Origin of the sequence: Halovibrio variabilis (assembly GCF_007991175.1) — a bacterium.
In the GTDB taxonomy this organism is placed as follows: domain Bacteria; phylum Pseudomonadota; class Gammaproteobacteria; order Pseudomonadales; family Halomonadaceae; genus Vreelandella; species Vreelandella variabilis.
This window is the reverse complement of sequence record NZ_BJXV01000004.1, coordinates 130,619-153,897: the sequence shown is the minus strand read 5'-3', so window position 1 is coordinate 153,897 and position 23,279 is coordinate 130,619. Positions and strand designations below refer to the sequence as shown.

At 57.1% G+C, this 23,279-nt stretch carries 21 protein-coding genes; 10 read left to right on the top strand and 11 right to left on the bottom strand.

The annotated features are described in order from the left end of the window. Positions 1 to 99: 99 nt before the first annotated feature. From exaC to HVA01_RS05290, 5 genes are all read left to right on the top strand, one after another. A complete protein-coding gene (gene exaC / locus HVA01_RS05310) occupies positions 100 to 1,620 on the top strand; it encodes an acetaldehyde dehydrogenase ExaC (RefSeq protein WP_146873629.1) in 1,521 nt (506 codons plus the stop codon). Between the two features lie 139 nt (positions 1,621 to 1,759). Beyond that, complete coding sequence (adhP, locus tag HVA01_RS05305) at positions 1,760 to 2,788, top strand: alcohol dehydrogenase AdhP (protein ID WP_174787762.1); 1,029 nt, start codon at positions 1,760 to 1,762, stop codon at positions 2,786 to 2,788. A gap of 191 nt (positions 2,789 to 2,979) precedes the next feature. After that, positions 2,980 to 3,261 (top strand): antitoxin of toxin-antitoxin stability system, encoded by a 282-nt coding sequence (locus HVA01_RS05300; RefSeq protein WP_146873627.1) that lies wholly within the window; start codon positions 2,980 to 2,982, stop codon positions 3,259 to 3,261. Next, the gene (locus HVA01_RS05295; RefSeq protein ID WP_146873625.1) at positions 3,258 to 3,530 is read left to right on the top strand and encodes a type II toxin-antitoxin system RelE/ParE family toxin; all 273 of its coding nucleotides are present in this window, start codon (positions 3,258 to 3,260) and stop codon (positions 3,528 to 3,530) included. The genes HVA01_RS05300 and HVA01_RS05295 overlap by 4 nt, the downstream gene beginning before the upstream one ends. Before the next feature lie 22 nt (positions 3,531 to 3,552). Further along, positions 3,553 to 3,777 (top strand): DUF4351 domain-containing protein, encoded by a 225-nt coding sequence (locus HVA01_RS05290; RefSeq protein ID WP_218031534.1) that lies wholly within the window; start codon positions 3,553 to 3,555, stop codon positions 3,775 to 3,777. Positions 3,778 to 3,878: 101 nt separating this feature from the next. On the opposite strand, the gene dauA is transcribed toward HVA01_RS05290, so the two are convergent. From dauA to HVA01_RS05265, 5 genes are all read right to left on the bottom strand, one after another. Then, positions 3,879 to 5,630 carry a C4-dicarboxylic acid transporter DauA gene (gene dauA / locus HVA01_RS05285; protein WP_146873622.1) on the bottom strand — a complete coding sequence of 584 codons (1,752 nt, stop codon included), beginning with the start codon at positions 5,628 to 5,630 and terminating at the stop codon, positions 3,879 to 3,881. Positions 5,631 to 5,795: 165 nt separating this feature from the next. Next, entirely contained in the window at positions 5,796 to 6,131 is a 336-nt protein-coding gene (locus tag HVA01_RS17835; protein ID WP_146873620.1) for a DUF5615 family PIN-like protein, read from the bottom strand. After that, entirely contained in the window at positions 6,128 to 6,355 is a 228-nt protein-coding gene (locus tag HVA01_RS17830; RefSeq protein ID WP_146873618.1) for a DUF433 domain-containing protein, read from the bottom strand. Before HVA01_RS17830 ends, HVA01_RS17835 begins: the two co-directional genes overlap by 4 nt. 189 nt (positions 6,356 to 6,544) lie before the next feature. Then, complete coding sequence (betT, locus tag HVA01_RS05270; RefSeq protein WP_146873616.1) at positions 6,545 to 8,593, bottom strand: choline BCCT transporter BetT; 2,049 nt, start codon at positions 8,591 to 8,593, stop codon at positions 6,545 to 6,547. 235 nt (positions 8,594 to 8,828) lie between these two features. Next, positions 8,829 to 9,251, bottom strand: coding sequence for a hypothetical protein (locus tag HVA01_RS05265; protein WP_146873614.1), 423 nt, complete (start codon positions 9,249 to 9,251; stop codon positions 8,829 to 8,831). Positions 9,252 to 9,400: 149 nt separating this feature from the next. Between HVA01_RS05265 and HVA01_RS05260 the strand changes: the two genes are divergently transcribed. Next, positions 9,401 to 10,351, top strand: coding sequence for an alpha/beta hydrolase (locus HVA01_RS05260; RefSeq protein WP_146873611.1), 951 nt, complete (start codon positions 9,401 to 9,403; stop codon positions 10,349 to 10,351). On the opposite strand, the gene HVA01_RS05255 is transcribed toward HVA01_RS05260, so the two are convergent. The 4 genes from HVA01_RS05255 to HVA01_RS05240 all read right to left on the bottom strand — a co-directional run bounded on the left by HVA01_RS05255 (position 10,348) and on the right by HVA01_RS05240 (position 16,854). After that, on the bottom strand, positions 10,348 to 11,055 hold the full coding sequence (locus HVA01_RS05255) for a response regulator (RefSeq protein ID WP_146873609.1): 708 nt from the start codon (positions 11,053 to 11,055) through the stop codon (positions 10,348 to 10,350). The genes HVA01_RS05260 and HVA01_RS05255 overlap by 4 nt on opposite strands. Before the next feature lie 71 nt (positions 11,056 to 11,126). Next, a complete protein-coding gene (locus tag HVA01_RS05250) occupies positions 11,127 to 12,533 on the bottom strand; it encodes an ATP-binding protein (protein ID WP_146873607.1) in 1,407 nt (468 codons plus the stop codon). Next, positions 12,533 to 15,643: an efflux RND transporter permease subunit gene (locus HVA01_RS05245; RefSeq protein WP_146873605.1), complete on the bottom strand. Its 3,111-nt coding sequence runs from the start codon at positions 15,641 to 15,643 to the stop codon at positions 12,533 to 12,535. The genes HVA01_RS05250 and HVA01_RS05245 overlap by 1 nt, the downstream gene beginning before the upstream one ends. After that, positions 15,640 to 16,854, bottom strand: coding sequence for an efflux RND transporter periplasmic adaptor subunit (locus HVA01_RS05240; protein WP_146873603.1), 1,215 nt, complete (start codon positions 16,852 to 16,854; stop codon positions 15,640 to 15,642). Before HVA01_RS05240 ends, HVA01_RS05245 begins: the two co-directional genes overlap by 4 nt. A gap of 158 nt (positions 16,855 to 17,012) precedes the next feature. Between HVA01_RS05240 and HVA01_RS05235 the strand changes: the two genes are divergently transcribed. Continuing rightward, the gene (locus HVA01_RS05235; protein ID WP_146873601.1) at positions 17,013 to 17,606 is read left to right on the top strand and encodes a TetR/AcrR family transcriptional regulator; all 594 of its coding nucleotides are present in this window, start codon (positions 17,013 to 17,015) and stop codon (positions 17,604 to 17,606) included. Positions 17,607 to 17,641: 35 nt separating this feature from the next. On the opposite strand, the gene HVA01_RS05230 is transcribed toward HVA01_RS05235, so the two are convergent. Continuing rightward, on the bottom strand, positions 17,642 to 18,652 hold the full coding sequence (locus HVA01_RS05230) for a zinc-binding alcohol dehydrogenase family protein (RefSeq protein ID WP_146873599.1): 1,011 nt from the start codon (positions 18,650 to 18,652) through the stop codon (positions 17,642 to 17,644). A gap of 127 nt (positions 18,653 to 18,779) precedes the next feature. On the opposite strand from HVA01_RS05230, the gene HVA01_RS05225 reads away from it, so the two are divergent. From HVA01_RS05225 to HVA01_RS05215, 3 genes are all read left to right on the top strand, one after another. Continuing rightward, positions 18,780 to 19,676, top strand: a complete 897-nt coding sequence (locus tag HVA01_RS05225) for an alpha/beta fold hydrolase (RefSeq protein WP_146873597.1) — start codon at positions 18,780 to 18,782, stop codon at positions 19,674 to 19,676. Positions 19,677 to 19,791: 115 nt separating this feature from the next. Next, a complete protein-coding gene (locus tag HVA01_RS05220; protein WP_146873596.1) occupies positions 19,792 to 21,987 on the top strand; it encodes an OsmC domain/YcaO domain-containing protein in 2,196 nt (731 codons plus the stop codon). Between the two features lie 158 nt (positions 21,988 to 22,145). Continuing rightward, positions 22,146 to 22,361: a DUF2798 domain-containing protein gene (locus HVA01_RS05215; RefSeq protein WP_146873594.1), complete on the top strand. Its 216-nt coding sequence runs from the start codon at positions 22,146 to 22,148 to the stop codon at positions 22,359 to 22,361. 36 nt (positions 22,362 to 22,397) lie between these two features. On the opposite strand, the gene HVA01_RS05210 is transcribed toward HVA01_RS05215, so the two are convergent. Continuing rightward, positions 22,398 to 23,270: a DMT family transporter gene (locus tag HVA01_RS05210; protein WP_146873592.1), complete on the bottom strand. Its 873-nt coding sequence runs from the start codon at positions 23,268 to 23,270 to the stop codon at positions 22,398 to 22,400. Between the last annotated feature and the right edge of the window lie 9 nt (positions 23,271 to 23,279).

Sequence of the window (23,279 nt, the reverse complement as noted above, 5' to 3'; positions counted from 1 at the left end):
GATGAGGGATACTCCTGCCATCGGGCTATATCGCCATTTGCTTTAGTGAACAACACTGTTATAGCACCTTAAATAATCATAATACGCAGGAGCATGACAATGATCTACGCCAACCCTGGTGATACCGGTTCTGTGGTGTCATTTGAAAAACGCTACGGCAATTACATCGGCGGCGAATTTGTGGCCCCGGTGAAAGGCCAGTACTTTGACAATATTAGCCCCGTCAATGGTCACGTTTTTTGTGAAATACCCCGCTCTAGCGCGGAAGATATCGATAAGGCGCTGGATGCGGCCCACAAAGCGGCGCCTGCCTGGGGGAAAACCTCCGTTCAAGAGCGCAGCAATATCCTGCTGAAAATTGCCGATCGTATTGAGCAAAATCTTGAAGCCTTGGCCGTCGCGGAAACCTGGGATAACGGCAAAGCCGTGCGCGAAACCCTTAATGCGGATCTCCCGCTGGCTGTTGACCACTTCCGCTACTTCGCGGGCTGTCTGCGTTCGCAAGAAGGCACTGCGGCGGATATCGATGCTAACACCGTCTCCTATCACTTCCACGAGCCATTGGGCGTGGTAGGGCAGATTATCCCCTGGAACTTCCCCATTCTAATGGCCACCTGGAAGCTGGCGCCTGCACTGGCGGCGGGTAACTGCGTAGTCTTGAAGCCTGCCGAACAAACTCCCGCCTCGATTTTGAAAGTGATGGAAGTGATCGGCGATCTACTGCCGCCGGGTGTGCTCAATATCGTCAACGGCTTTGGCGCCGAGGCAGGCCAAGCGCTGGCGAGCAGCAAGCGCATCGCCAAAATCGCTTTTACCGGTTCTACCCCCGTTGGCTCACATATTCTGAAATGCGCGGCGGAAAATATTATTCCCTCCACCGTAGAACTGGGTGGTAAATCCCCCAATATCTACTTTGCCGATATTATGAACGCCGAACCTACCTTTATCGATAAAGCGGTGGAGGGCTTGGTATTGGCGTTCTTTAACCAGGGCGAAGTATGTACTTGTCCCTCACGCGCGCTGATTCAAGAGAGCATGTACGACGAGTTCATGGCCAAGGTGATTGAGCGCACGCAAACCATCAAGCGTGGCAATCCGTTGGATACCGATGTGCAGGTGGGCGCGCAGGCGTCCCAAGAGCAGTTTGATAAGATCATGTCGTACATGGATATCGCCCGAGACGAAGGGGCTGAGTTCCTTACCGGTGGCAATAAAGAGACCATGGACGACAGCCTTAACAGCGGTTACTACATTCAGCCCACGCTGTTGAAGGGCAATAACCAGATGCGCGTTTTCCAGGAGGAGATCTTTGGTCCGGTGGTAGCGGTGACCACGTTCAAAGACGAAGAAGAAGCGCTGGCGATTGCCAACGACACCGAGTTTGGCTTGGGCGCTGGCGTGTGGAGCCGCGATATGAACGTCGCCTTCCGCATGGGCCGGGGCATTCAAGCCGGGCGCGTCTGGACCAACTGCTACCACCAGTACCCCGCCCATGCGGCCTTCGGTGGCTACAAGAAATCCGGCGTTGGCCGCGAAACCCACAAAGTCGCCCTGGAGCACTACCAGCAAACCAAAAACCTGCTGGTCAGCTACGACATCAACCCGCTGGGCTTCTTCTAAGCTGCCAGGTTTTTCAATTCTGTTTAGCTAATCACGCCGCCCGGCATGGCCGGGCGGTACCGTCAGCCCCCCTGACGCTGACTCTACCGACAAGAGCTGTTCTTAAACGGCCGTATCGACAACTATTAGGGGTAGCATCATGGATAGCACAATGCGTGCGGCGGTTGTACGCGAGTTTGGTCAGCCGTTGATTATAGAAGAAGTGGACGTACCTCGGCCTAAGCGGGGCGAGGTGTTGATGAAAGTGGCGGCCTCAGGGGTTTGCCATACTGATTTACACGCCGCTCACGGCGATTGGCCGGTAAAACCCTCGCCGCCGTTTATTCCCGGCCATGAGGGCGTTGGGCATATCGTGGCGGTGGGTGAAGGCGTTTCCCATGTCAAAGAGGGCGATCGTATCGGCGTACCCTGGCTCTACTCGGCCTGCGGCTACTGCGAGCACTGCTTAGGCGGTTGGGAGACGCTTTGCGAGTCCCAGGAAAACACCGGTTACAGCGTTAACGGTGGGTTTGCCGACTACACCTTGGCGGATGCAGGCTATGTAGGGCGGCTGCCAGATGCGGTCGATTTTATCGACATCGCCCCGGTGCTGTGTGCCGGCGTAACGGTTTATAAAGGCTTGAGAATGACCGATACCCGCCCCGGCCAGTGGGTGGTGATTTCGGGCATCGGTGGCCTGGGCCATATGGCGGTGCAGTATGCCAAAGCCATGGGCCTAAACGTGGCGGCTGTGGATATTGACGACGGTAAGCTAGCCCTGGCCGAGCGCTTAGGCGCGACAGTGACGGTTAACGCCATGAAAACCGACCCGGTAGCCTACTTGAAGAAAACCATCGGCGGTGCTCACGGTGCCTTGGTCACCGCGGTGTCACCGAAGGCGTTCGATCAGGCGCAAAACATGCTCCGCCGTGGCGGCACGCTGGTACTTAATGGCTTGCCACCCGGTGACTTCCCGCTGCCGATCTTCAGTACGGTGCTCAACGGTATCACCATTCGCGGTTCGATCGTTGGCACGCGCCGCGACCTGCAGGAAGCGCTGGATTTCGCCGCCGAAGGCAAGGTCAAGGCCACGGTGGCCACCGATACGCTGGACAATATCAACGACATTTTCCAGCGTATGATCGACGGTAAGATAGAGGGCCGTATTGTGCTTGATATGGCGAGCTAGCTAATGCCTGGCTAGTGTTCCATCAGGGGAAGGCGACTTCCCCTTTTTTAGTTTTACCCATGAACTTCATACCAACCCATTCCCTATCTGCCATCACCCAACCAACGCCGCGCCAGTTCAAAACAATGTCAGCGTGTGCAAGGTATTGTCAACGTATATACTAAGTGAGTACCTCGCAAAAGGAGCACACCATGTCAAAAGAAGCCGTTTTCACGATGAAACTGGAGGCGGAGCTGCGCGCCGACTTCATGGCCGAAGTGGCCAGCGAAGATCGGCCGGCCTCCCAGGTCATGCGCGAGCTGATGCGCGGCTACATTGAGCAGCGCCGCCAGGCCCGCGAATACGATGAATACCTGCGGAGCAAGATCGAAGCTGGACGCGCCTCAATGCGTGCCGGTCGCGGCCGGTCGAATGATGACGTTGAAGCCGTGTTCGCTGCCAGGCGTAACCAGGTAGCGACGGGGCAGTCGTGATAGTCATTTGGACGCCAGAGGCGGAGCAAGACCGCGCCGACATTTGGGACTACATCGCGGCCGACAACCCCGGCGCGGCCGTTCGCATGGATAAGCTTTTCAGTGATGCGGCTGCCGGGCTGGCCGCGCATCCGAAGATGGGCAGGGCGGGTAAGATTGCAGGCACCTGCGAGCTGATACCGCACCAAAGTTATAGGCTGGTGTATGAGATCGACAGGGAAACTGTATGGGTATTGACCTTGGTGCATACCGCCCGACAGTGGCCCTAGTGCCGATGAAGAGACTCAACGCTTGGCATTTGTACGGGAACGGGCGCTGCGGGATGAGATTTCGCTGCTGAATGATGCCAAACGCGAAGAAGCGCAACGTATACTCCAGCGCTTGCTCACAAAGCGGTTTGGCGATTTGCCGGAGTGGGCTATTCCAAAACTGGAGTCTGCCAACGCAAAGCAGTTAGAGCGTTGGACAGATGAGATTCTGGTTGTGGATAGCCTTGATGACCTATTCAAGTATTGATCTTATCAACCAAGTCAATAAGGCAGTGGGTCTCCGCTTCTTCGAGTTGAGCGTAAAAGGTCGTAATGCGGAGCCAGTCACGTGTTTATTGGTTAAGCTGCCTATTTAACCTCTTCAGTAACGTCACTTACCAGCCAGCGGCGTGCCATGCGCTCGGCGTGGGCTAGGTTGCTGACGATTGCTAACGTGCCCGCTTCGCGCTTAATGCCCGCGCGCTTTAATTTCAGCGCCATACGCGGCGGCAGCCCCACAAATATAACGCCTACTCCTTGCTCGCCCAGTTCCCGGCGCAGCGTATCCAGTGCCACCATGGCGGTGGTATCCAGGCTGGGCACATCGCGCATATCCAGAACGACAATCCGCACGCTATGATCAATTACCCGCAGCGTGGCAATGGCCTTTTCGGCCGCACCAAAAAACAGTGGACCGCTGACTTTATAAAGTGCCACTTCCGGCGGGAAGTGTTGGTCGGTATCGGGGCCAGCCAAGCGCTGGGTATGGGTCAACTGCGCCATGCGGCGGATAAATAGCGCGGCGGCCAGGCCAATGCCCACGGCTACGGCGATCACCATGTCAAAAATCACCGTCAGGGAAAAGCAGATGACCAGCACCCACACATCGCTGGCGGGGGCGCTTTTCAGGGTGTGCACGAAGTGGCGCGCCTCGCTCATGTTCCAGGCAATGATAAACAGCAGCGCAGCCAAAGCCGCCATGGGGACATAGCCTAGCACGCCTGCGAGCACGACCACGGCAAGCAGCACCACTACCGAATGCACCACCGCGGCGATAGGTGAAAAGGCCCCACTTTTGATATTGGTCGCGGTGCGCGCAAGGGCCGCCGTGGCGGTAATGCCGCCGAAGAAAGGTACCACTATATTCCCCAGCCCCTGGCCAATGAGCTCGGCGTTAGGGTCATGGCGGGTGCGGGTTAGGCCGTCCGCCACTACGGCACACAGCAGCGATTCAATCGCCGCCAGTAGCGCAATCGCCAGCGCCGGGCCGAGCAGCGCCTGGATCAGCGCAAAGTTGATCTCGAGTGGGGTGCCATCTGCGCCAGGAAAATGCCACGGCGCGGTAAAAGTAGGCGCGAAGGGCGGAATACCACTGCCACTCTCACTCCCGAATTCCCAGCTAAACCGCGAGGCGATGGTGTCGACTTCAATGCCCCCCATCAGCAGCAGCGCGGCGGCCAGCGTACCCACCGCCAAGCCCACCAGCGGGGCAGGCACTGGCGTATTCAGGCGTGGCCAGATTAGTAGCGTTGCCAAGGTAACAAGCCCTACGCTGACCTCTGCTGGCGAAAGACTGGGCAGCGCTCGACCAATCAGCATGAGGTTACGCAGGGTGCTATCGCCTAGCTCCACGCCGGCTAAGCCAAGAAAGTCAGGCAACTGCAGCAGCGCAATCACCACGCCAATGCCCGCTGTAAAGCCGAGAATCACCGGGTAGGGCACGTATTGAATCAGGCTGCCCAGCCGCGAAAGTCCCAGCGCCACCAAAATAGCGCCTGCCATCAAGGTGGCAATCAGCAGCCCGCCCAGGCCATGGTTGGCAACGATAGGAAACAGAATGACCACAAAGGCGGCGGTGGGGCCGGAGATGTTAAACCGCGAGCCGCCGGTTAAGGCGATCACCGCCCCCGCTACAATGGCGGTGTAAAGCCCGTGCTGGGGCGGCACGCCGGTGGCAATTGCCAGCGCCATAGAAAGCGGTACCGCCACCACGCCAATTGTTAGCCCCGCCATCACATCACGCTTTAATCTGGCCAGCGTATACCCTTCACGCCAAGCGCTTACTAGCGCGCTGCCAGGCAGCGGAAAAACGTAACCCGAAGATCGATGGGCGCGGGACATGGGGCCAGCCTCCTAAAAATAGGCAAAACAAGCCATTACGCTACTCCCGCGTTGAAACTTGCACAACAGGCTATTGGTTATTGATGGCTACACTCGTATTGATAAGAGGGCGGAGGTCGTATCAGTCGCTGAGATAAAGAGTGGGGGAGGAAAGGCTATTAGTCATCAACTGTAGAGCTCTACGCACCATACTTCCGGATCGCTGAATGCCTGCTTTATTGCTTGTCTATTGCTCAGCAGGATTTCTTTAATGACGCTTTTCGGCTGGTTTCCACATTTTAACCATATAACTAATGGTGGACCGCCCCACAACAGGCTGAATTCATGGAAATCTGCGTCTAAAGTGACAATTGCGTATTGGTGATCTTTTGCATAGCGCCATATTTGTTGATCAGGCGCGTCGCCCAAGTCCAAGAGCGCGACCTGGTTACTGCCAGGGAAAAATTCTTCCAGGTGCTTAACCAGGCGAAAAGATAGATTTTGGTCAAGAAGTAGCTTCACGCGGCATGTATAACTGTTAGGTGATGTTCACGATCGGCTGCATAGGCCAAGCAAGCGTGAATTTGCTCAGCATTCAACTCTGAAAAGTCTTCTAGAATTTCCGTTGTGGACATGCCATTTGCAAGCCAGCCCAATACATCGTACACGGTTATTCTAGTCCCCTTCACACAAGGCTTTCCGCTTCTTTTGCCTGATGTTATCTCAATATGCGCTTGGTAATTCATAATTGACCCATATCAATCGGATTATGAGTTTCATTCTGGTTCTTGGGGGTGGGGGCGTCAAGAGGGGGAAATTGGCAGTATTGTGAGATTGGTGTTGTAAGGAAAAGCGCAACTTCGGTTGATCAGGGGCCAATAAAAAATCCCGGCACGATGGCCGGGATTGCTCTTTCGGGTCAAACGCTAACGCCGTTACATCTGGGAATCTTCCGGTGGTTCGCCAATGGTGCCGGGCATTGCCTGCACGTGGCCCATCTGCTCACCGGCCAGGGTGAGGAAGTGCAGGTGGCGTTCATACTCGGCCACCAAATCACCAATTACCTGACCACGGGTATAGCCGTTAAGGTCTTTATCCTGACCACCTTCGGCTAAGTACACATCCAGACGCACATAGAAGTCATCGTCCGCAGGGATGAAGCTAGGGGTGCGCATGCGATGCGGGCAGACCTGATAGACAAAGCTGGTTGCATCGCCGAAGTCGACCTGGAGCATCAGGCTAGGCAGCGATTCTCCTTCAACGTGCTCTTCGGTGACGTTGGCGGTTTGGCCACGGCTTTCAAGCTCCTGGGCAAACTGGGTCATCGCCGGGCGAATCGAGTGTTCAAGGGTCGCGGCGGCACCCGCACGGGTAGACGTATCCAGGGCGCGGTCCAATCGCTCTTTCCAATCGCCACCCGGCGCCCCACCGGCAATCATGCGGCGTGCATCGGCTTTTTTGCCTTCCATTTTCAGTGCCTTATACATACCTACCATGACCGCGAAAATAACCAGCGAGAACGGCAGTGCGGTGATCACCACGGCACTTTGCAGCGCGTTTAAGCCGCCGGCCATTAATAGGGCAATGGTAATCAAGCCAATCACCGCCGACCAGAAAATGCGCAGCTTCACCGGTGCATCGTGGTTCACATCGCTCAGAATGGAGGTGAAGTTGGCCAGTACCAAGGCACCGGAGTCCGCCGAGGTAATAAAGAACACAATGCCGAGGACGGTGACAACAGCGGCGGTCAGACCCGTATAGGGGAAGTACTCAAGCAAGGTGTAAAGGGTGGTTTGCGGGGTGTTGAGCGCCTGTTCGCCTAGTTCAACAGCGCCCTGATTGGCCACCAGTTCGATGCCGGTGTTACCGAATACCGACATCCACACCATCATAAAGGCCAGCGGAATAAACAAGGCGCCGGCGACAAACTCGCGAATGGTACGACCACGGGAAATACGCGCCAGGAACAGACCGACGAACGGTGTCCAGGCTATCCACCAGCCCCAGAAGAAGATCGTCCACCACATTTTCCACTCTCGGGCGCCCTCATCGGCAAAGGCGTAGGTATCAAAGCTGGCGCCAACAAAGCCCGACAGGTAGTCACCCGCGTTATTGACGACTTTATCCAGCAGCACCAGGGTGTCGCCTGAGAAGAGCACAAACAGCATCAGCGCTAACGCCAACAGCATGTTGAACTCTGAGAGGCGGCGAATGCCTTTTTCAACACCGGTTACGACAGAAATCGTCGCCAATATGACCACCATGACGATCAAAATGATCTGCACGGTGATGGTTTCCGGCACGTCAAACATATAGGCCAAGCCGTAGTTCAGCTGCATCACCCCAATGCCGAGGCTGGTGGCGATGCCGAATACGGTGGAGATCACGGCGGTAATGTCGACCGCGTTGCCAATCGGGCCGTGAATACGCTTGCCAAGGATCGGGTAGAGCGCGCTGCGAATCGCCAGTGGCAGACGGTGGCGGTAGCTAAAGTAGGCCAGCGCCATACCCATCAACACGTAAAGGCCCCAACCGGAGAGTCCCCAGTGCAGATAGGTTTGAACGACGGCGTTACGCATCGCTGCCTGGCTTGCCGGGGTCAAGTCCGGCGGTGCCAGGTAGTGGGCGACCGGCTCGGCAACGCTGAAGAACAGCAGGTCAATGCCGATACCCGCGGCGAACAGCATGGCCGACCAGGAGAGCAGTGAAAACTCGGGGCGTGAGTGATCCGGCCCCAGGCGGATGCTGCCAAAGCGTGATAGGCCGATGGCGATCACAAACACCAGGTACGCCACGATGGCAAGCATGTAGTACCAGCCAAAGGTTTTGCTGACCCAGGCAAGGCCTGCGTCAAAGAAAGCGCCAGCTTGTTCGGTAAACAGCATGGTGAGCACTAAGAAAACGATGATGCCCGCTACACTGCCGTGGAAAACCACGGGATTGAGCCGGTCACGGGAGGGGAGGATGGGGTTGCTTTTCGCCATGCAGGCGCTCTCCTGTTATTAAAAGATACGTTAGGGAAGGGTGAGGAACATTTTATTTTGAATGAACGTTCAAATAAAATACGCGATTAACCCCTTCCCTTCAAGTTAACCTCCCTATATAGGTTGAATTAGCGTGGAGTCGACAATGTGTTTACGAATACGCTTACGAACGTGTAGACGCAAAAACGCCCGGAAAAACCGGGCGTTGGCGCTAGTTTTAATAAATTGCCAAGGTTTATTCGCTATCGGCTCTCTCATCTTTGTGGTCATCGTGATGACCACGTTTGCCATGCTTACCACGATACTCTTCATGGGCTTCGTGCATGGCGTTGCGTAAGGCTGCCTGCTCTTCTTCGGAGAGTATCTCAGCGACCCGCCCGTGGTGCTCTTCACGCAGCGCGTGCATGGCGTCGCGATGTTCAGCGTGTGCTTCGTTGAGCTCAGCCTGCTTCTCCGCCGAGATATCAGCGCGCTCATACACCGCTTGGCGACGTTCCTCCATGCGCTCTTCCATACGCTCGCGATCCGGGCCTTGGCCTTCATGGTCACCGTGGCTGTTGGCTTGTGCGGTCAGTGCCATTGGCGCTAAGGCCATGGCGAGTAGCGCAGGGGCAAACAGTTGGCGAATTGACATTTTTCTAGCACTTGAAACGTTCATAGATTCTCTCCTGGTCAGTTGACGATGTCAGTATCGCTAGGCCGAGTGCAAACCATTTGCACAGAGTGTGCAACAATCATGACCTTATTGGCGTCGGGCTGGTCCTAGCAGCTAGGTGAGGGGTCACCTATTTATCAAGGAGAAACAGAATGTCGCGAACCGAGCTATTTCGCGTGTGGCCGCAGCGCGGCGCATTTACCGCCTTGCGCCGCGTGACCGGCCTAGGCGCGCTTGCCCTAATGCTGAGCGGGTGCAGCGCATCCCAGCACTTTAGCCAAGGTGAGCCGGCCATTGAAAGTAGGCCACTCGGTGATCCCCAGCCTTTTACCCGTTTATCAGCGAGAACCTACACACCCGACGAGTGGCCGCAGGCACTAAAGGCGGACGTTTATCTGCCTAGTGGTGCCAACGATGCACGGCGACCTGCGGCCTTGGTGGTGCATGGCGGTGGCTGGCGCAACCGTTCCCGTGACGATATGCAGGGCATCGCCGAGCAGTTGGCGGGGCAGGGCTACGTGGCGGTCAATATTGAGTATCGCTTTGCACCGGAATATCGCTTCCCGAGTCAACTGCATGATTTACAGCAGGCCATGGCCTGGATTCACGCCCATGCCGACCAGTGGCAGGTGGATACCCAGCGTATTGTAGGCGTTGGGTTTTCATCCGGCGCCCATTTGGTGAGCTTGCTGGCGGTTGCCGGGGTGGAAGGGCCGTTGGCGGCACCTTACGGCGGCGAGCAGAGCCGCTTAGCCGCCGTGCTGGCCGGTGGCCTGCCCAGTGACTTACTTAAATTTGACGATGGACGCCTGGTCGTGGATTTTATCGGCGGGACCCGTGCTGAAGAAAACGCAGCGTATCGCCTAGCCTCACCCGCCCGGCAGATTACGCCGCAGGCGCCGCCATTTTTCCTGTTCCACGGTAAGTGGGATCAGCTGGTGCCGGTGGATCACGCCACGGATTTCTATCAAGCCTTGCAGGACAACAATATAGAGAGCGAGCTGTATCTGCAGCGCTGGCGCGGCCATGTGACCAGTTTCCTGCTGCGTGGCTGCGCGATAGAGGCGGGCATCGCGTTTCTTAACCGGCAGGTAAAGCCTTAACCTTCCGGCTGGTACTTATAGCCGACGCCATAGACTGAACGAATGATGTCCAGTTCGGGGAGCGCTTCGTGGATTTTTTTGCGCAGCTTTTTAATGTGGCTGTCCACGGTGCGCTCCGAAACAATGCGGTTGTCACGATACATATGATCCATCAGCTGTTCGCGGCTGAAAATTCGCCCCGGCGCCTGCATCATCACCCGCAACAGCTGGAACTCTACCGCCGTCAGCCCAATATCCTGCCCGTAGGCGAGCGCCTGCCAGCCATCCTCATTTAATACCACCGGTGCGCTGGGCACTTCAGCGGGTGCCTCGGCCACCGCCTGACTACGCCGCAGTACCGCTTTGACCCGCGCGACGACCTCGCGCGGGCTGAACGGTTTGCAAATATAGTCGTCGGCGCCCAGCTCCAAGCCTAGCAATCGGTCGACCTCTTCGACCCTAGCGGTAACCATGATGATCGCAATGGCGGGCCAGTGTTGGCGAATTTCACGGCTGAGAGTGAGGCCATCTTTACCCGGCAGCATGATATCGAGGAGCACTAAGGCCGGCGAGTGGTCTGCTAGCCATGGCATTACTTCATCGCCATGCCCCAGGGTCGTGACCGTGTAGCCTTGAGTCGTTAAATAGTCCGCCATCAGGCGAGCGATCTTGGGTTCATCTTCCACAATCAGCAAAGAGGTGGCGTTTGGTGCATCGTGAGACATAAAGCAGAACTCGCTTAACAGTGGACGTGAAAGCAGGGCTAACGATTCTTGTAGTATCAGTTTTGGAGACATTAATCAGTTTTCAACAGCACAAAGCGCAGTGTCCAGCGTAGCCCACCCAAGGGGGAGTTCGAGGGCGTCAGCGTTGCCCCGTGTGCGTTGACCAAGGCGCTGGCTATCGATAACCCTAAACCGCTGCCGCCGCTGGCCCGGCTGCGCGACCCTTCCACGCGATAGAGCCGCTCGGTTAAGCGGGTAAGCTCACCTTCCGGCACCCCCGGCGCAGTGTCTTCCCAGGTCACCACGGCAATCCCCTGCTCCGCCCTGAGGGTGACCCTCATTTCGCCCGGTGGCTGGGTGTAGGCACAGCTATTATCCAGTAGATTATTCCATAGTTGGCGCAGGCGTTGGGCGTCACCACGAATCATAATATTAGGTTCGATTCGTTGGGTGAGCGTTAAGCCGCTGTCGACTAACCAGCGGTCGGCGTCGGCTAACCGGCTGGCGAGACAGTCGCTAAGATCCATTGGTGCTAGTTGAATATCCAGCGCGCCCGCATCGCTTTGTGATAGCAGGCGTAAGTCGGCGACCAAGCGCTCTAATTGGCCGACCTCTTGGGCGAGGGAGCTAAGGTTTTCCTGGTTAAGCGGACGAATACCATCCTGCATGGCTTCGATCTCGCCGCGCAGTACGGCCAACGGGGTGCGTAATTCGTGGGCGGTGTCAGACACCCAGCGGGCACGGGCATCGCGGCTAGCTTCCAGGGTAGCGGCGAGCACGTTGAAATCACGCGCCAGGCGTGAAAGCTCATCACGGCCGCGCTCGGGCAGCCGGGTGCGGTAGTCGCCTTCGGTAAGGCGCAGCGTCGCGCCTGCCAGTGCCCGGGTGCGCCGTCCTAACCACCAGGAAAGCCCACCCGCCAATAGCAGCGAGGCGATGCAGAGCGACACCACAATCAGCACCAGGTTGCGCTGCTGGCGCTCCAGAAAGCGGCTCTCCATACGTTCCATCATCTCTCGGGGAGGCCGGAACCCCAGCGAGCCGATGTCTTCGCCTTCGCTGCGCAGCGCCAGCCAGCGCCAACTACCCGCGCTTCCGCGCCCACCTCTGGGCGGCACCACAAAACGATCATCGGCGGCGCGGAGTATGAAATCCCGCGCCTCCCCCAGGGAAGAAGGGCGGTCGCGGTGCGTCTGACCCAGCTCAAAACGGACAATATACGGCCAGCGTTCCGGCGCTTGCTCCAGCCACTCCCAGCTTTGTTGGGTTTCCCAGCGGGTGATAAGACCATCGGCCAGCAGCGTGGCACGGCGCTCTTGAGCCTGGTTGAGATAGTCAAGAAACCCGCGGTCAATGCTGTATGAAACGGCCAAAAACATGCTCGCCGAGATCGCCACATTGACGCTCAAAATAATCACAAACAGCTTGAGGCCCAGCCGCGAGGGCCGCCATTGGCGTATGGCTGTGGGCAAGGCCATCAGTGGGCTCCCTCTTCTTTATCGAGGACGGGCTGGCGCGGCGCGCTGAGCCGTTCGCGAACGTTTTCCATGCCTAGGTAGAGGCAGGGTACGAGTATCAGCAGGATCACCGTGGCGAACAACATGCCAAACCCCAGTGAGATCGCCATGGGAATCATAAACCGTGCCTGCCGCGAGGTTTCCAGAATCATCGGCGCCAAACCTAAGAACGTTGTCAGCGTGGTCATCATGATCGGCCGTAAGCGGCGGGTGGCGGCGGCCACAATGGCTTCCCGGGCGGCCATGCCTTCACCGCGTTTGCGGTTGGCGTAGTCGATCAGCACCAGGGCATCGTTAATCACCACCCCGGAGAGCGCCAGCATGCCCAGCAGGCTGATAATCGAAAGCCCAAACCCCATGATCATGTGGCCAGCTACCGCCCCGACGATGCCAAAGGGGATCGCAGCCAGCACCAGCAGCGGCTGCAGGTAGCTCCTGAATGGGATAGCCAGCAAGGCATACAGCGCGGCCATCATTAACCACATTGAGGTTTTCAGGGTCGCCAGGTTATCGGCGGTGTCTTGCTGGCGCCCACCCATGCTGACTTCAAGCCCCGGCCATGTGGCGGTGAGGTTGGGGAACGCCTCTTCCTGCAGCGTTGCGAGCACTTGGTTGATCGCTTGGTCGTTTTGCGAATCCGCAGTGACGGTAATAATGCGCCGCCCGTTAATGCGCTCAAGGCTGCTAGACGCTTGACTGATGGTCATATCCGCGACCCGCGACAGTGGTACGCTCAAGCCATCGGCGGTGCGCACCGGCAGGCGGTAAAGTCCATTCAAGCTATCGCGATTGCTATTGGGCAGGCGCACCTCAACGCTGATCTCGCTGCGGCCTACGTACTGTTCAAGCGCGGTGGCACCCTGGAGAGGCCCGCGCAGCGCTTGGGCTAAATTATTGCCGGTTAGGCCCAGGGCCCGGCCTTCAGCAGACAGGCGTATTTCGAGCTGAGGCTTACCATCGCCTATGCCGCTGTCGATATCCGTGAGGCCATAGCCGCTCAGCGTTTCTGCCAGCCGTTCGGCGGCCGCTTCGAGTACTTGGGTGTCAGGGTGCGAAAGACGCAGGCTAAGCGCCGCACCGCTGCCGGGGCCGCCAACGTCCGACTCAAAGCGAACCGACTGGGCGCCCAGCAAATCGCCGGTCAAGGTACGCCACTCACGGGCAATCCGGGAAGGGGGCCACGCTTCCAGGCTGTCGCTGGCAATATCCAAACGCACTTCCAGGCTTTCGCCGTCCAAGCGGGTGCGTGAACTGCTGAAACTTAACGTCTCTTCACGCTCGCTGAGCTCGTCTGCCGCGTCGAGCAACTGTTGGCTAAGCGCGCGGCTAACGCTAATGTTAGTGCCAATCGGCAGTGTCACCGTGGCCTGTACCTGGTCGGATTCGACCCGTGGCATCAGTGAAAACCCCAGCCGCCCGCTCATCGCCCAGGAGAGCGCAATGATCAAGACGGCAACGCCCACTGAGATGCTGAGCAGACGCTGGTTGAGGGCACGCTGCAGGAACGGCTCAAACTGACGATAGGTAAAGTGGTGCAGCCCGCCCTGCAGGCGCTGGCGCAGTGCTTCAAGCGGACGCTGCCACTTGGGTGTTTGGCGGGGCTTGCGGCTATGCGCTAGGTGGGCCGGCAAAATAACCAGTGCTTCCAGCCAGGAGATCAAAAAGACAGTGATCACCACGACGGGCACGGTGGCAAAAATCAGCCCCAAAAAACCGGGCAAAAACAGCAGCGGCAGAAAAGCCACAATGTTGGAGAGAATTGCAAACGTCAGCGGTGTGGCAATTTCACTAGCGCCCTTAACGGCCGCGTCGCGCAGGGAATAGCCTTCTTCGCGGTAGCTATAGATATTCTCGCCAACGATAATGGCATCGTCGACCACGATCCCTAAGGCGATAATAAAGGCGAACATCGACATCATATTCAGCGAGACGCCGATCCAGGGCAGAAACAGCATGGCGCCTAGAAACGCGGTGGGAATGCCTAAGGTGACCCAGAACGCCAGCCGCGCTTCGAGAAACAGCGCCATCAGCACCAGCACCAGTGCCAGGCCCATCCAGGCATTCTTTAAAAGCAGGCCCAGGCGCGCTTCATAGATTTCTGAGCTATCGCGGGAAATATCCAGGCTCACGCCTTCCGGCAAGCCCGTACGCAAGCGTTCAAGCTCAGCGTTAACCGCTTCTGAAATGCTGGTGGGGGTTTGGTCACCAATCTGGTAAACGTCGACGGAGAGCCCTGGCTGGCCGTTGTAAAACACTTCGCGGTCGGTTTCGGCAAAGCCATCGGTGACCTGGGCGATATCGCCCAGGCTAATGGGCGTTCCTTGGGCGCTGGTCAGGATCGGCAGCTCGGCAAACGCCGCAGCGCTGTTGCGCCTGCCCTGATAGCGAATCAGCCACTCGCCTTCGGCGGTGGTTAATTGCCCACTGGCCAGATCAAGGGCTTCTTCAGCAATGCGCCCCGCCAGCTCCTGATGATCCAATCCATAGCGCTCAATGGCTTCTTCATCCAGGTGGACTTGAATTTCCCGCTCGCGATTGCCGGATAGCTCTACTTTGGAAATGCCGGAGACGGCCTGGAGGTCGCCACGTACATTTTCGGCCGCGTCGTGCAATGCCTCCAGGCCCACATCACCATAGACCTGCAGATTCAAAACGCTGCGCGACCCGCCCGCCAGGGTAAAACGAGGTGGGTCCGCGGCGCTGGGTAGGGTGGTGATCGCGTTCACCGCCTGCTGGATCTCCTGGTAGGCGCGCATCACATCAATGCCGTCAATCAGGGTAGCGCTAACGCTGGCACTGCCTTCATTGGCGGTGGCGGTCAGCTCGTCAATGCCCTCCACATCGGCAATAGCGGCTTCCAATGGCAGCAGCAGGCTCTGTTCCACGTCTTCCGGGGTGGCGCCGGGGTAGCTGATAGTGACTTGCACGATTTCGGTGGTGAATTCGGGGAACACCTCTTTTTTAATCGCCAGGGAAGCCATCAGACCGCCGACGATAAACAGCACCATCAGCAAGTTAGGCGCCACCCCATGATCAACCATCCAGGCCAGTGGGCCGCGGCGCATTATCATGGGGTGTCTCCCTGGCCGACCGGGGTGTCATCGGCTTGGCGAATGCGTACCTGCTGACCCTCTTGAGGCTGAGCCAAGCCGGCGGTGACCACCCGCTGGCCAATGTCTAACCCTTCACTGATCAAGGCGCTATCTTCACCGCGATAGGCCAGGGTGACCGGCGTGCGCCGCAGACGATTGTCTTCATCGACTTGCCACACGATGTCACCTGGGCGTAGGGCCGCAGACGGCAGTGTGATCAGCTGGCCTTGAATAGACGGTTGAAAAGACACCCGCAGCACATCGCCCAGCCGCAGTGCCGGGCCATCAGTGGCTAACGCCAGCGGATCGTCGACAGCGATTAACAGCTGTGCCTGCAGGCCATTCTCTTCCAGGCTGGGGAGCACCGATACCAGTGTGCCTTGGCGCGTGGCGTCTACCGGCCAGCCGCGGCTCGTCAACGTGACGTTGCTGCCGGTGTCAAGCCACTCTATCCATTCGCCAGGCAGGGATGCGCGCACCCAAAACTGCTCAACGCCCACCAGATGCAGGACTTCAGTGCCTTGACTGAGCAGGCTGCCTGCGCCCACCAAGCGCTCTTGCACCATTGCCCGCCACGGGGCGGTGAGGGTGGCACGCTCGACATTCAGCGCCGCCTGGTCACGGGCCACCCGCGCTTGAGTTACTTCCGACTGCGCCTGACGCAGCTGGGGTTCGCGTAATACCAGCGCGCGACGCTCAGCGGAGAGTTGGCGGCCAAAGGATTCGTACTCGCTGCGCGCACGTTGCTGCTCCGCCTGTTCTAAAGCAAGCTGGGCTTGAGCAATCGACAGCGCTGCCTCTGCATCTTCCAGCGCAAGGTTAAGGTCAGCTTGATCAATGTAAGCGACCGGTGCTTGCTGCTCCACTACTTGACCCGGAATGACATTGCGAGCAAAACGTTCTAACTGACCAGCCACACGGCTTGCTAACATCGCCTCTTGTTCGGCCTCAATGCGGCCAAAACCATGCAGTTCGGGTGCCTGTGTGCTGGCCGTCACGGTGACGACGTCTACCATTGCAGGTAGCGGCTCGGGTGGTGGGGTGCGTTCAATACGCGGCGGTTGAGACATAATCCACCACGCGACCGTAAACGTCCCAGCAAGAATTAATAAAGCCATCACGGCACCCAAACGGATGCGGCCTTGCTGGTACGGCGAATGGAAAGAAGAGAAGGAACGTGTTGATGTCATTACCGCGCGTCATCCATTGTGAGCAAAATTTTCCAGAAAAAAAGCGTATAATGCTAGCATCACGCATTGGTAAGCAGCCATTAGGCAAGTAATGTGCAAATAGTATGCAACCAACGCCCACTTGATAAGAATGGACTGACTGGTCTACTTTAATACGTATGAAAAACACCGCAACGCGTGACAAATTGATTGACACAGGCGCTCAGCTGATTGGCCAGCAAGGCTATAATGCGACGGGCATCAATGCCGTTTTAAAAACCTGCGGTGTGCCAAAAGGCTCCTTTTACCACTATTTCTCCAGCAAAGAGGATTTTGGCCTCGCCGTGATTGAACGGTTCGCCACGAGCTACGACGCGACGCTAGTGGCGCTGCTGGAGGACAGTGAAACACCGCCGCTAGAGCGTTTAAGGCGCTACTTCGCGCTAGGCCGCGATCATATGCATGAATGTGATCACGTCACTGGCTGCCTGATTGGTAATTTGGGCCAAGAGCTGTCTGGCCAAAGCGATACCTTTCGGGACGCTTTGAACCTGGTGTTTCAGCGCTGGGAGCACCGTTTTGTGCACTGCTTGAAAGATGCCCAGGCGCGCGGCGACATCGCCATGCATACCCCTCCTGAAGCGCTGGCCAGTTTTATCCTAACCGGCTGGGAAGGCGCTATTCTACGCGCTAAAACGCTGAAATCCGTCGAGCCCATGGAGCACTTTGAAAAGATTTTGTTCGAGCAGGTGCTGCTAAACCCATCGCCTTAGTGGGGCGATGGGTTAACGTGTTTAAGCCCCTTTGTTTAAAACCCTTCTAGTACCAGCTTGCCAATCGTACGATTGCTCTCGATCAGCGCGTGCGCGCGTTTCAGGTTCTCGGCATTAATGGGCCCCAGCACTTCCCCAAGGGTAGTTGTTAAGCGGCCGTTATCGACCATGGCAGCGATTTCTGTGAGTAAATCGTGCTGCTTGGCGAGATCGTCTGTGGTGAACAACGGGCGAGTAAACATTAGCTCCCAGTGCAGCGACAGGCTTTTCATTTTGAGCTTGCGCACATCAATCAGCTCGGGGTCATCGATTAGCGCCAATTTACCCTGAGGTTTCAGCGCTTTAATAATGGCATCGAAGTGGTGATCCGTTTGGTTAAGGCTGATCACCATGTCCACACCCTCGTAGCCAGCGGCTTTCAGTGCCTGATCAATGGGCTGATGGTGGTCAATCACCGCGTCAGCACCTAATGATGTCACCCAGGCTTGGCTCTCTGGCCGAGAGGCTGTGCCAATCACGCTAATATCGGTGAGCTGTTTAGCAAGCTGCACCAGGATTGAGCCAACGCCCCCCGCCGCGCCAATCACCAACAGGCTTTTGTCTTGAGTATCGCGCATCCCCAGCTCTAAGCGGTCAAACAGCAGCTCCCAAGCGGTAATCGCGGTGAGTGGCAGCGCCGCCGCCTGAGTGTCAGAAAGGCTTTTTGGCGCTAGGCTGGCAATGCGTTCATCGACCAGCTGATACTCGGCATTAGAGCCTTGGCGGGCAACGTTGCCTGCGTACCACACTCGGTCACCCGGCTGAAAACGGCTAACCGCACTACCTACGGCATCCACAATGCCCACCGCGTCGTAACCCAGTACTCTTGGCTCGCCGGCTTCCAGCAGGGCGCTGCTGCGCACTTTGGCATCCACAGGGTTAACGGAAATCGCCCTGACCGCCACGCGAATATCGTGAGCCTCTGGGGTTGGGGTGGGCAACTCAATATCCTGCAGTGCGTCAGGGTGGTCGATAGACAGGCTTTGGGTAAAGGCGATCGCTTTCATAATGGTGGCTTCCAGTGAGTTTTAGTAGCGCCATCATGCCCGGATGTCGTTTTATTAAAAAGGCCTCGGCTGCGTAATATGCGCGCAGGCTGGGTTGATAAATGATCAGATAAGTTAGGAGCACGCCATGTTGCATGGGTTTGAAAATGGGTTTGAAAAATGCAAGCGCCACGTTAACGGCGTCGAGATCGCGTTTCGACAGGGCGGCAGTGGGCCTGCGCTACTGTTGCTTCATGGCCACCCCCAAACCCATGTGATTTGGCACAAAGTCGCGGAGGCGCTTGCCCAGCACTTCACGGTGATCGCGGCGGACCTGCGCGGCTATGGCGACAGCAGTAAGCCTGTTGATGACCCCGAGCACTTCAATTACTCAAAACGCACCATGGCGGCCGATATGGCTGAGCTAATGAGCGCGCTCGGTTTTGAGCATTTCAAAGTGCTGGCCCATGACCGAGGCGCGCGGGTCGCTCACCGTTTAGGGGTTGACCACGCGGAGCGCGTCGAGCGCATGGTGCTGTTGGATATTGCCCCCACGCTGGCCATGTATCGCGGTACCACGGAGGCCTTTGCGCGCAGCTACTGGCACTGGTTCTTCCTGATTCGCCCCCAGCCGCTGCCGGAAATGTTGATTCAGAGCGACCCCGCTCAATACCTGAAAAGCGTGATGGGTGCGCGCAGTGCCGGTATGGCGCCTTTCTCCCCGGAAGCGCTGGCGGAGTACGAGCGCTGCCTTTCACTCCCCGGCACCGCCACCGGCATTTGCGGCGACTACCGTGCCAGTGCCACGATTGATTTAGCGCACGATCAGGCAGATATCGATGCGGGCGTAAAACTTACCTGCCCATTAAAAGTGATGTGGGGCGCTGAAGGCGCCATTGAAGCCTGCTTTGACGCCTTGGCTGAATGGCGCAAGGTAGCCACCCAAGTCGACGGCAAAGCACTCCCTTGTGGCCACTATATCGCCGAAGAGATTCCCGAAATACTGCTGGAGGAAGCGCTGCCTTTCTTACGCGACGTTGAGTAGGTAATTCCGGAGACTTCTCAAGACGAAACGGGTAAAAAACTGGATAATGGGCGGCAATTCGCCTACCGGCTTATGTTTTTAAGCCTGGGCACACCCATTACTCCGGACGTTCTTCATGGAAATCAAAGTTAACTATCTCGACAACCTCCGCCTGGAGGCCAAGTTCGACGATTTCACCGTCACCTCCGACCAGCCGATTCGCTACAAGGGCGACGGCTCGGCGCCTGGGCCGTTCGACTACTTCCTAGCGTCGTCTGCCATGTGCGCCGCCTATTTCGTCAAGGTGTACTGCAACGCGCGGAATATTCCCACCGAGAACATCCGCCTGTCGCAGAACAATATCGTCGACCCGGAAAACCGCTATAAGCAGATTTTTAAAATTCAGGTCGAGCTGCCGGAAGATATTTCGGCAAAAGATCGCGAAGGCATGCTGCGCTCCATCGACCGCTGCACGGTGAAAAAAGTCGTGCAGACAGGCCCCGAGTTCCAGATTGAGGTGGTCGAGAATATCGATGAGGACGCCCAGGCGCTACTGATGGGCGCACCGGAAGGCAGCCATACCTACATTGAGGGCAAAGACCTGCCGCTGGAGCAGACCATTGCCAATATGAGCGGGATCCTTGCCGATTTAGGCATGAAGATCGAGATCGCCTCCTGGCGCAATATCGTGCCCCACGTGTGGTCGCTGCATATTCGCGATGCGGCCTCGCCGATGTGCTTTACCAACGGCAAAGGCGCCACCAAAGAGAGTGCACTTTGTTCGGCGCTGGGCGAGTTTATCGAACGCCTTAGCTGCAATTTCTTCTATAACGACCAGTTCTTCGGCGAAGAGATCGCGAATAGCGAATTCGTTCACTACCCCAATGAGCAGTGGTTCAAGCCGGGCCCTGGTGATTCGCTGCCTGCGGAAATTCTCGACGAGCACTGTCTGGCTATCTACAACCCGGAAGGCGAGCTGTGCGGCTCCAACCTGATCGATACCAACTCGGGCCGCGAAGACCGGGGCATTGTCTCGCTGCCGTTTGTGCGTCAATCCGACGGCGAGACGGTCTATTTTCCCTCCAATCTGATCGAAAACCTGTTCCTGAGTAACGGGATGAGCGCGGGCAATACGTTGGTTGAAGCCCAGGTGCAGTGTCTCTCGGAAATCTTTGAGCGGGCGGTGAAGCGGGAAATTATCGAGCAGGAGCTAACCCTGCCGGATGTGCCGCAAGCGGTGCTGGCGAAGTACCCCAGCATCGTCGAAGGTATTGCCGCCCTGGAAGCCCAGGGGTTCCCGGTGCTGGTCAAAGATGCCTCCATGGGCGGGCAGTTCCCAGTGATGTGTGTGACGTTGATGAACCCGCGCACTGGCGGCGTGTTTGCCTCCTTTGGCGCTCACCCAAGCTTTGAAGTAGCGCTGGAGCGCAGCCTGACCGAGCTACTGCAGGGTCGTAGCTTCGAAGGCTTGAACGACCTGCCGCTGCCGACCTTTAACTCACAAACCGTGGCCGAGCCCAATAACTTTGTTGAACACTTTATTGACTCGGTGGGCGTGGTCTCCTGGCGCTTCTTTAGCGCCAAGCCCGACTTTGAATTCAGCGAGTGGGATTTCTCGGGCGCTGGCGCAAAAACTTCTGAAGAAGAAGCCAAAACGCTGTTTGGCATTTTTGAAGAGCTAGGTGCCGAAGTGTATATGGCGATCCACGAAGACCTGGGCGCGCCGGTGTGCCGGATTCTGGTGCCGGGCTACTCCGAGGTGTATCCGATTGAGGATCTGATCTGGGATAACACCAATAAGGCTCTGGATTACCGCGAGGATATTCTTAACCTGCACCGCCTCGACGACGATCAGCTCACCGACTTGGTCGAGCGGCTGGAAGAAAGCCAGATGGACGACCACACCGATATCATCACGCTGATCGGTATCGAGTTTGATGAAAACACCGAGTGGGGCCAGCTGACGATTCTGGAGCTGAAGCTGCTGATTTACCTGGCGCTACAGCGCCATGACGAGGCGCTGGACTGCGTGCAGATGTTCCTGCAGTACAACGACAACACCGTTGAACGCGGCTTGTTCTACCAAGCGGTGAACGCGGTGCTGGAAATTGTTCTGGATGACGAGCTGGAGCTGGGCGACTACCTGCACAACTTCCAGCGCATGTTTGGTGAAGCCACCATGGCCGCGGTAGTGGGTTCGGTAAGTAGCGAGGTGCGCTTCCATGGCCTGACGCCGACCAACATGCAGTTAGAGGGCCTTGAACGCCACCAGCGCCTGATCGACAGCTACAAAAAGCTCCACGCGGCACGGGCGGCTAAAGCGGGGGTGTAAGCGCTTCTCCCAAAGCGGTGAAGGCGATGATAGTTAAACGCTCTGTTGGTGCCGTAACGCCAGCGGTGCGAGTTTACGTTGCAGAGTAAATGTTGGCGCTTAAACAGACGGCATTTGGTTAGCCTTGTTTTATACCAAAATAATACGTAGGACTCCCAATGAAACACAGAATTATCTTCGCTATTCTTATGTCGTTTACGCTATCGCTGATCATGTCTGCTTGGGTGACCTACGTGAATATCGGAACACACCCTGATTTTGTTGGCATTTGGATGCACGCCTGGCTTCTGGCGTGGCCAGCCGCCGGGATCATCGCGTTTATCAGTGGACCGTTTATTCATAAATTAGCCCATCGCATTGCCGAAAAGATTTAACGGTTTGTTTGAGTGCTCTTTGGCCTTGGCAATGCGCTATGCCTTGCTTGAGATAACGCTCAGCGTTGTCACGGTAATAAGTATTAGCGCCATGCCAATCACTTGAACGATCGCCAGGCTTTCAGCTAATACCATAACGCCGAACAGTGTCGCTGTGATGGGTTCGACCATAGCCACCATGGAGGCTAGGGCGGGCAGGGTGTATCTCAACCCCACGATGTAAAAAACAAATGAAAGGCCTGCCCCCAGAACGCCCAGTGTTAAAAACAAGGGCCAGCTTGATGCGTCAACGACGCTGACAACTTGCTCAGTATTGCTAGGAAAAATGAGCACTAGGGCCAGCACGGCGAAGGCTATCGCCAGTATCGCCTGGGGGCTGCCGTGGGGGGCTGCATATTTGAAGCCGAAAATGAACACGGCGTAGGAGAGACCGGCCAGCAGACCAGTGGTTACGCCGATCAGCGATAAATCGCTGGCGCTGCTCTCATAAAGTTTGGTCAACAGCACGATGCCAAGCATTACCAGCGCAATGGCGGCCCATTTTGCAGCAGTAGGTCTTTCGAGCTTCAGGACGAAGGAGATGAGGTATACGAACACCGGCGCGCAATACATCAGGGTGGCGGCCACGGCGACGCTACCGTGATCAATGCTGATAAAATAGAAGGTGAAGTTGCCCGCGACCCCAAGACCCGCGATGGCTGCCCAGAGCCATAGCTGCTTGTTTGCCAGCCCACTGCGAAACGGGCGTAGCCCCAGCCAAACGAGCACAAACAAAAGCCCAATGAGACCACGGTAAAACGACACCACGGATGGCTCCCAGCCATCGCCGATCAGTATGCCGCCAATCCCGCCTGCTAGCCCCCAAAAAAAAGCGGCCAGTGCCACAAAAGCCGTACTTGCGCCCGCCATTTTCTCTCC

Bases quoted from the DNA above. Each gene is read 5' to 3' on its own strand.
- exaC (WP_146873629.1), top strand. From the start codon at position 100: ATGATCTACGCCAACCCTGGTGATACCGGTTCTGTGGTGTCATTTGAA.
- adhP (WP_174787762.1), top strand. From the start codon at position 1,760: ATGGATAGCACAATGCGTGCGGCGGTTGTACGCGAGTTTGGTCAGCCG.
- HVA01_RS05300 (WP_146873627.1), top strand. From the start codon at position 2,980: ATGTCAAAAGAAGCCGTTTTCACGATGAAACTGGAGGCGGAGCTGCGC.
- dauA (WP_146873622.1), bottom strand. From the start codon at position 5,630: ATGTCCCGCGCCCATCGATCTTCGGGTTACGTTTTTCCGCTGCCTGGC.
- HVA01_RS17830 (WP_146873618.1), bottom strand. From the start codon at position 6,355: ATGAATTACCAAGCGCATATTGAGATAACATCAGGCAAAAGAAGCGGA.
- betT (WP_146873616.1), bottom strand. From the start codon at position 8,593: ATGGCGAAAAGCAACCCCATCCTCCCCTCCCGTGACCGGCTCAATCCC.
- HVA01_RS05265 (WP_146873614.1), bottom strand. From the start codon at position 9,251: ATGAACGTTTCAAGTGCTAGAAAAATGTCAATTCGCCAACTGTTTGCC.
- HVA01_RS05260 (WP_146873611.1), top strand. From the start codon at position 9,401: ATGTCGCGAACCGAGCTATTTCGCGTGTGGCCGCAGCGCGGCGCATTT.
- HVA01_RS05255 (WP_146873609.1), bottom strand. From the start codon at position 11,055: ATGTCTCACGATGCACCAAACGCCACCTCTTTGCTGATTGTGGAAGAT.
- HVA01_RS05250 (WP_146873607.1), bottom strand. From the start codon at position 12,533: ATGGCCTTGCCCACAGCCATACGCCAATGGCGGCCCTCGCGGCTGGGC.
- HVA01_RS05245 (WP_146873605.1), bottom strand. From the start codon at position 15,643: ATGATAATGCGCCGCGGCCCACTGGCCTGGATGGTTGATCATGGGGTG.
- HVA01_RS05240 (WP_146873603.1), bottom strand. From the start codon at position 16,854: ATGACATCAACACGTTCCTTCTCTTCTTTCCATTCGCCGTACCAGCAA.
- HVA01_RS05235 (WP_146873601.1), top strand. From the start codon at position 17,013: ATGAAAAACACCGCAACGCGTGACAAATTGATTGACACAGGCGCTCAG.
- HVA01_RS05230 (WP_146873599.1), bottom strand. From the start codon at position 18,652: ATGAAAGCGATCGCCTTTACCCAAAGCCTGTCTATCGACCACCCTGAC.
- HVA01_RS05225 (WP_146873597.1), top strand. From the start codon at position 18,780: ATGTTGCATGGGTTTGAAAATGGGTTTGAAAAATGCAAGCGCCACGTT.
- HVA01_RS05220 (WP_146873596.1), top strand. From the start codon at position 19,792: ATGGAAATCAAAGTTAACTATCTCGACAACCTCCGCCTGGAGGCCAAG.
- HVA01_RS05215 (WP_146873594.1), top strand. From the start codon at position 22,146: ATGAAACACAGAATTATCTTCGCTATTCTTATGTCGTTTACGCTATCG.
- HVA01_RS05210 (WP_146873592.1), bottom strand. From the start codon at position 23,270: ATGGCGGGCGCAAGTACGGCTTTTGTGGCACTGGCCGCTTTTTTTTGG.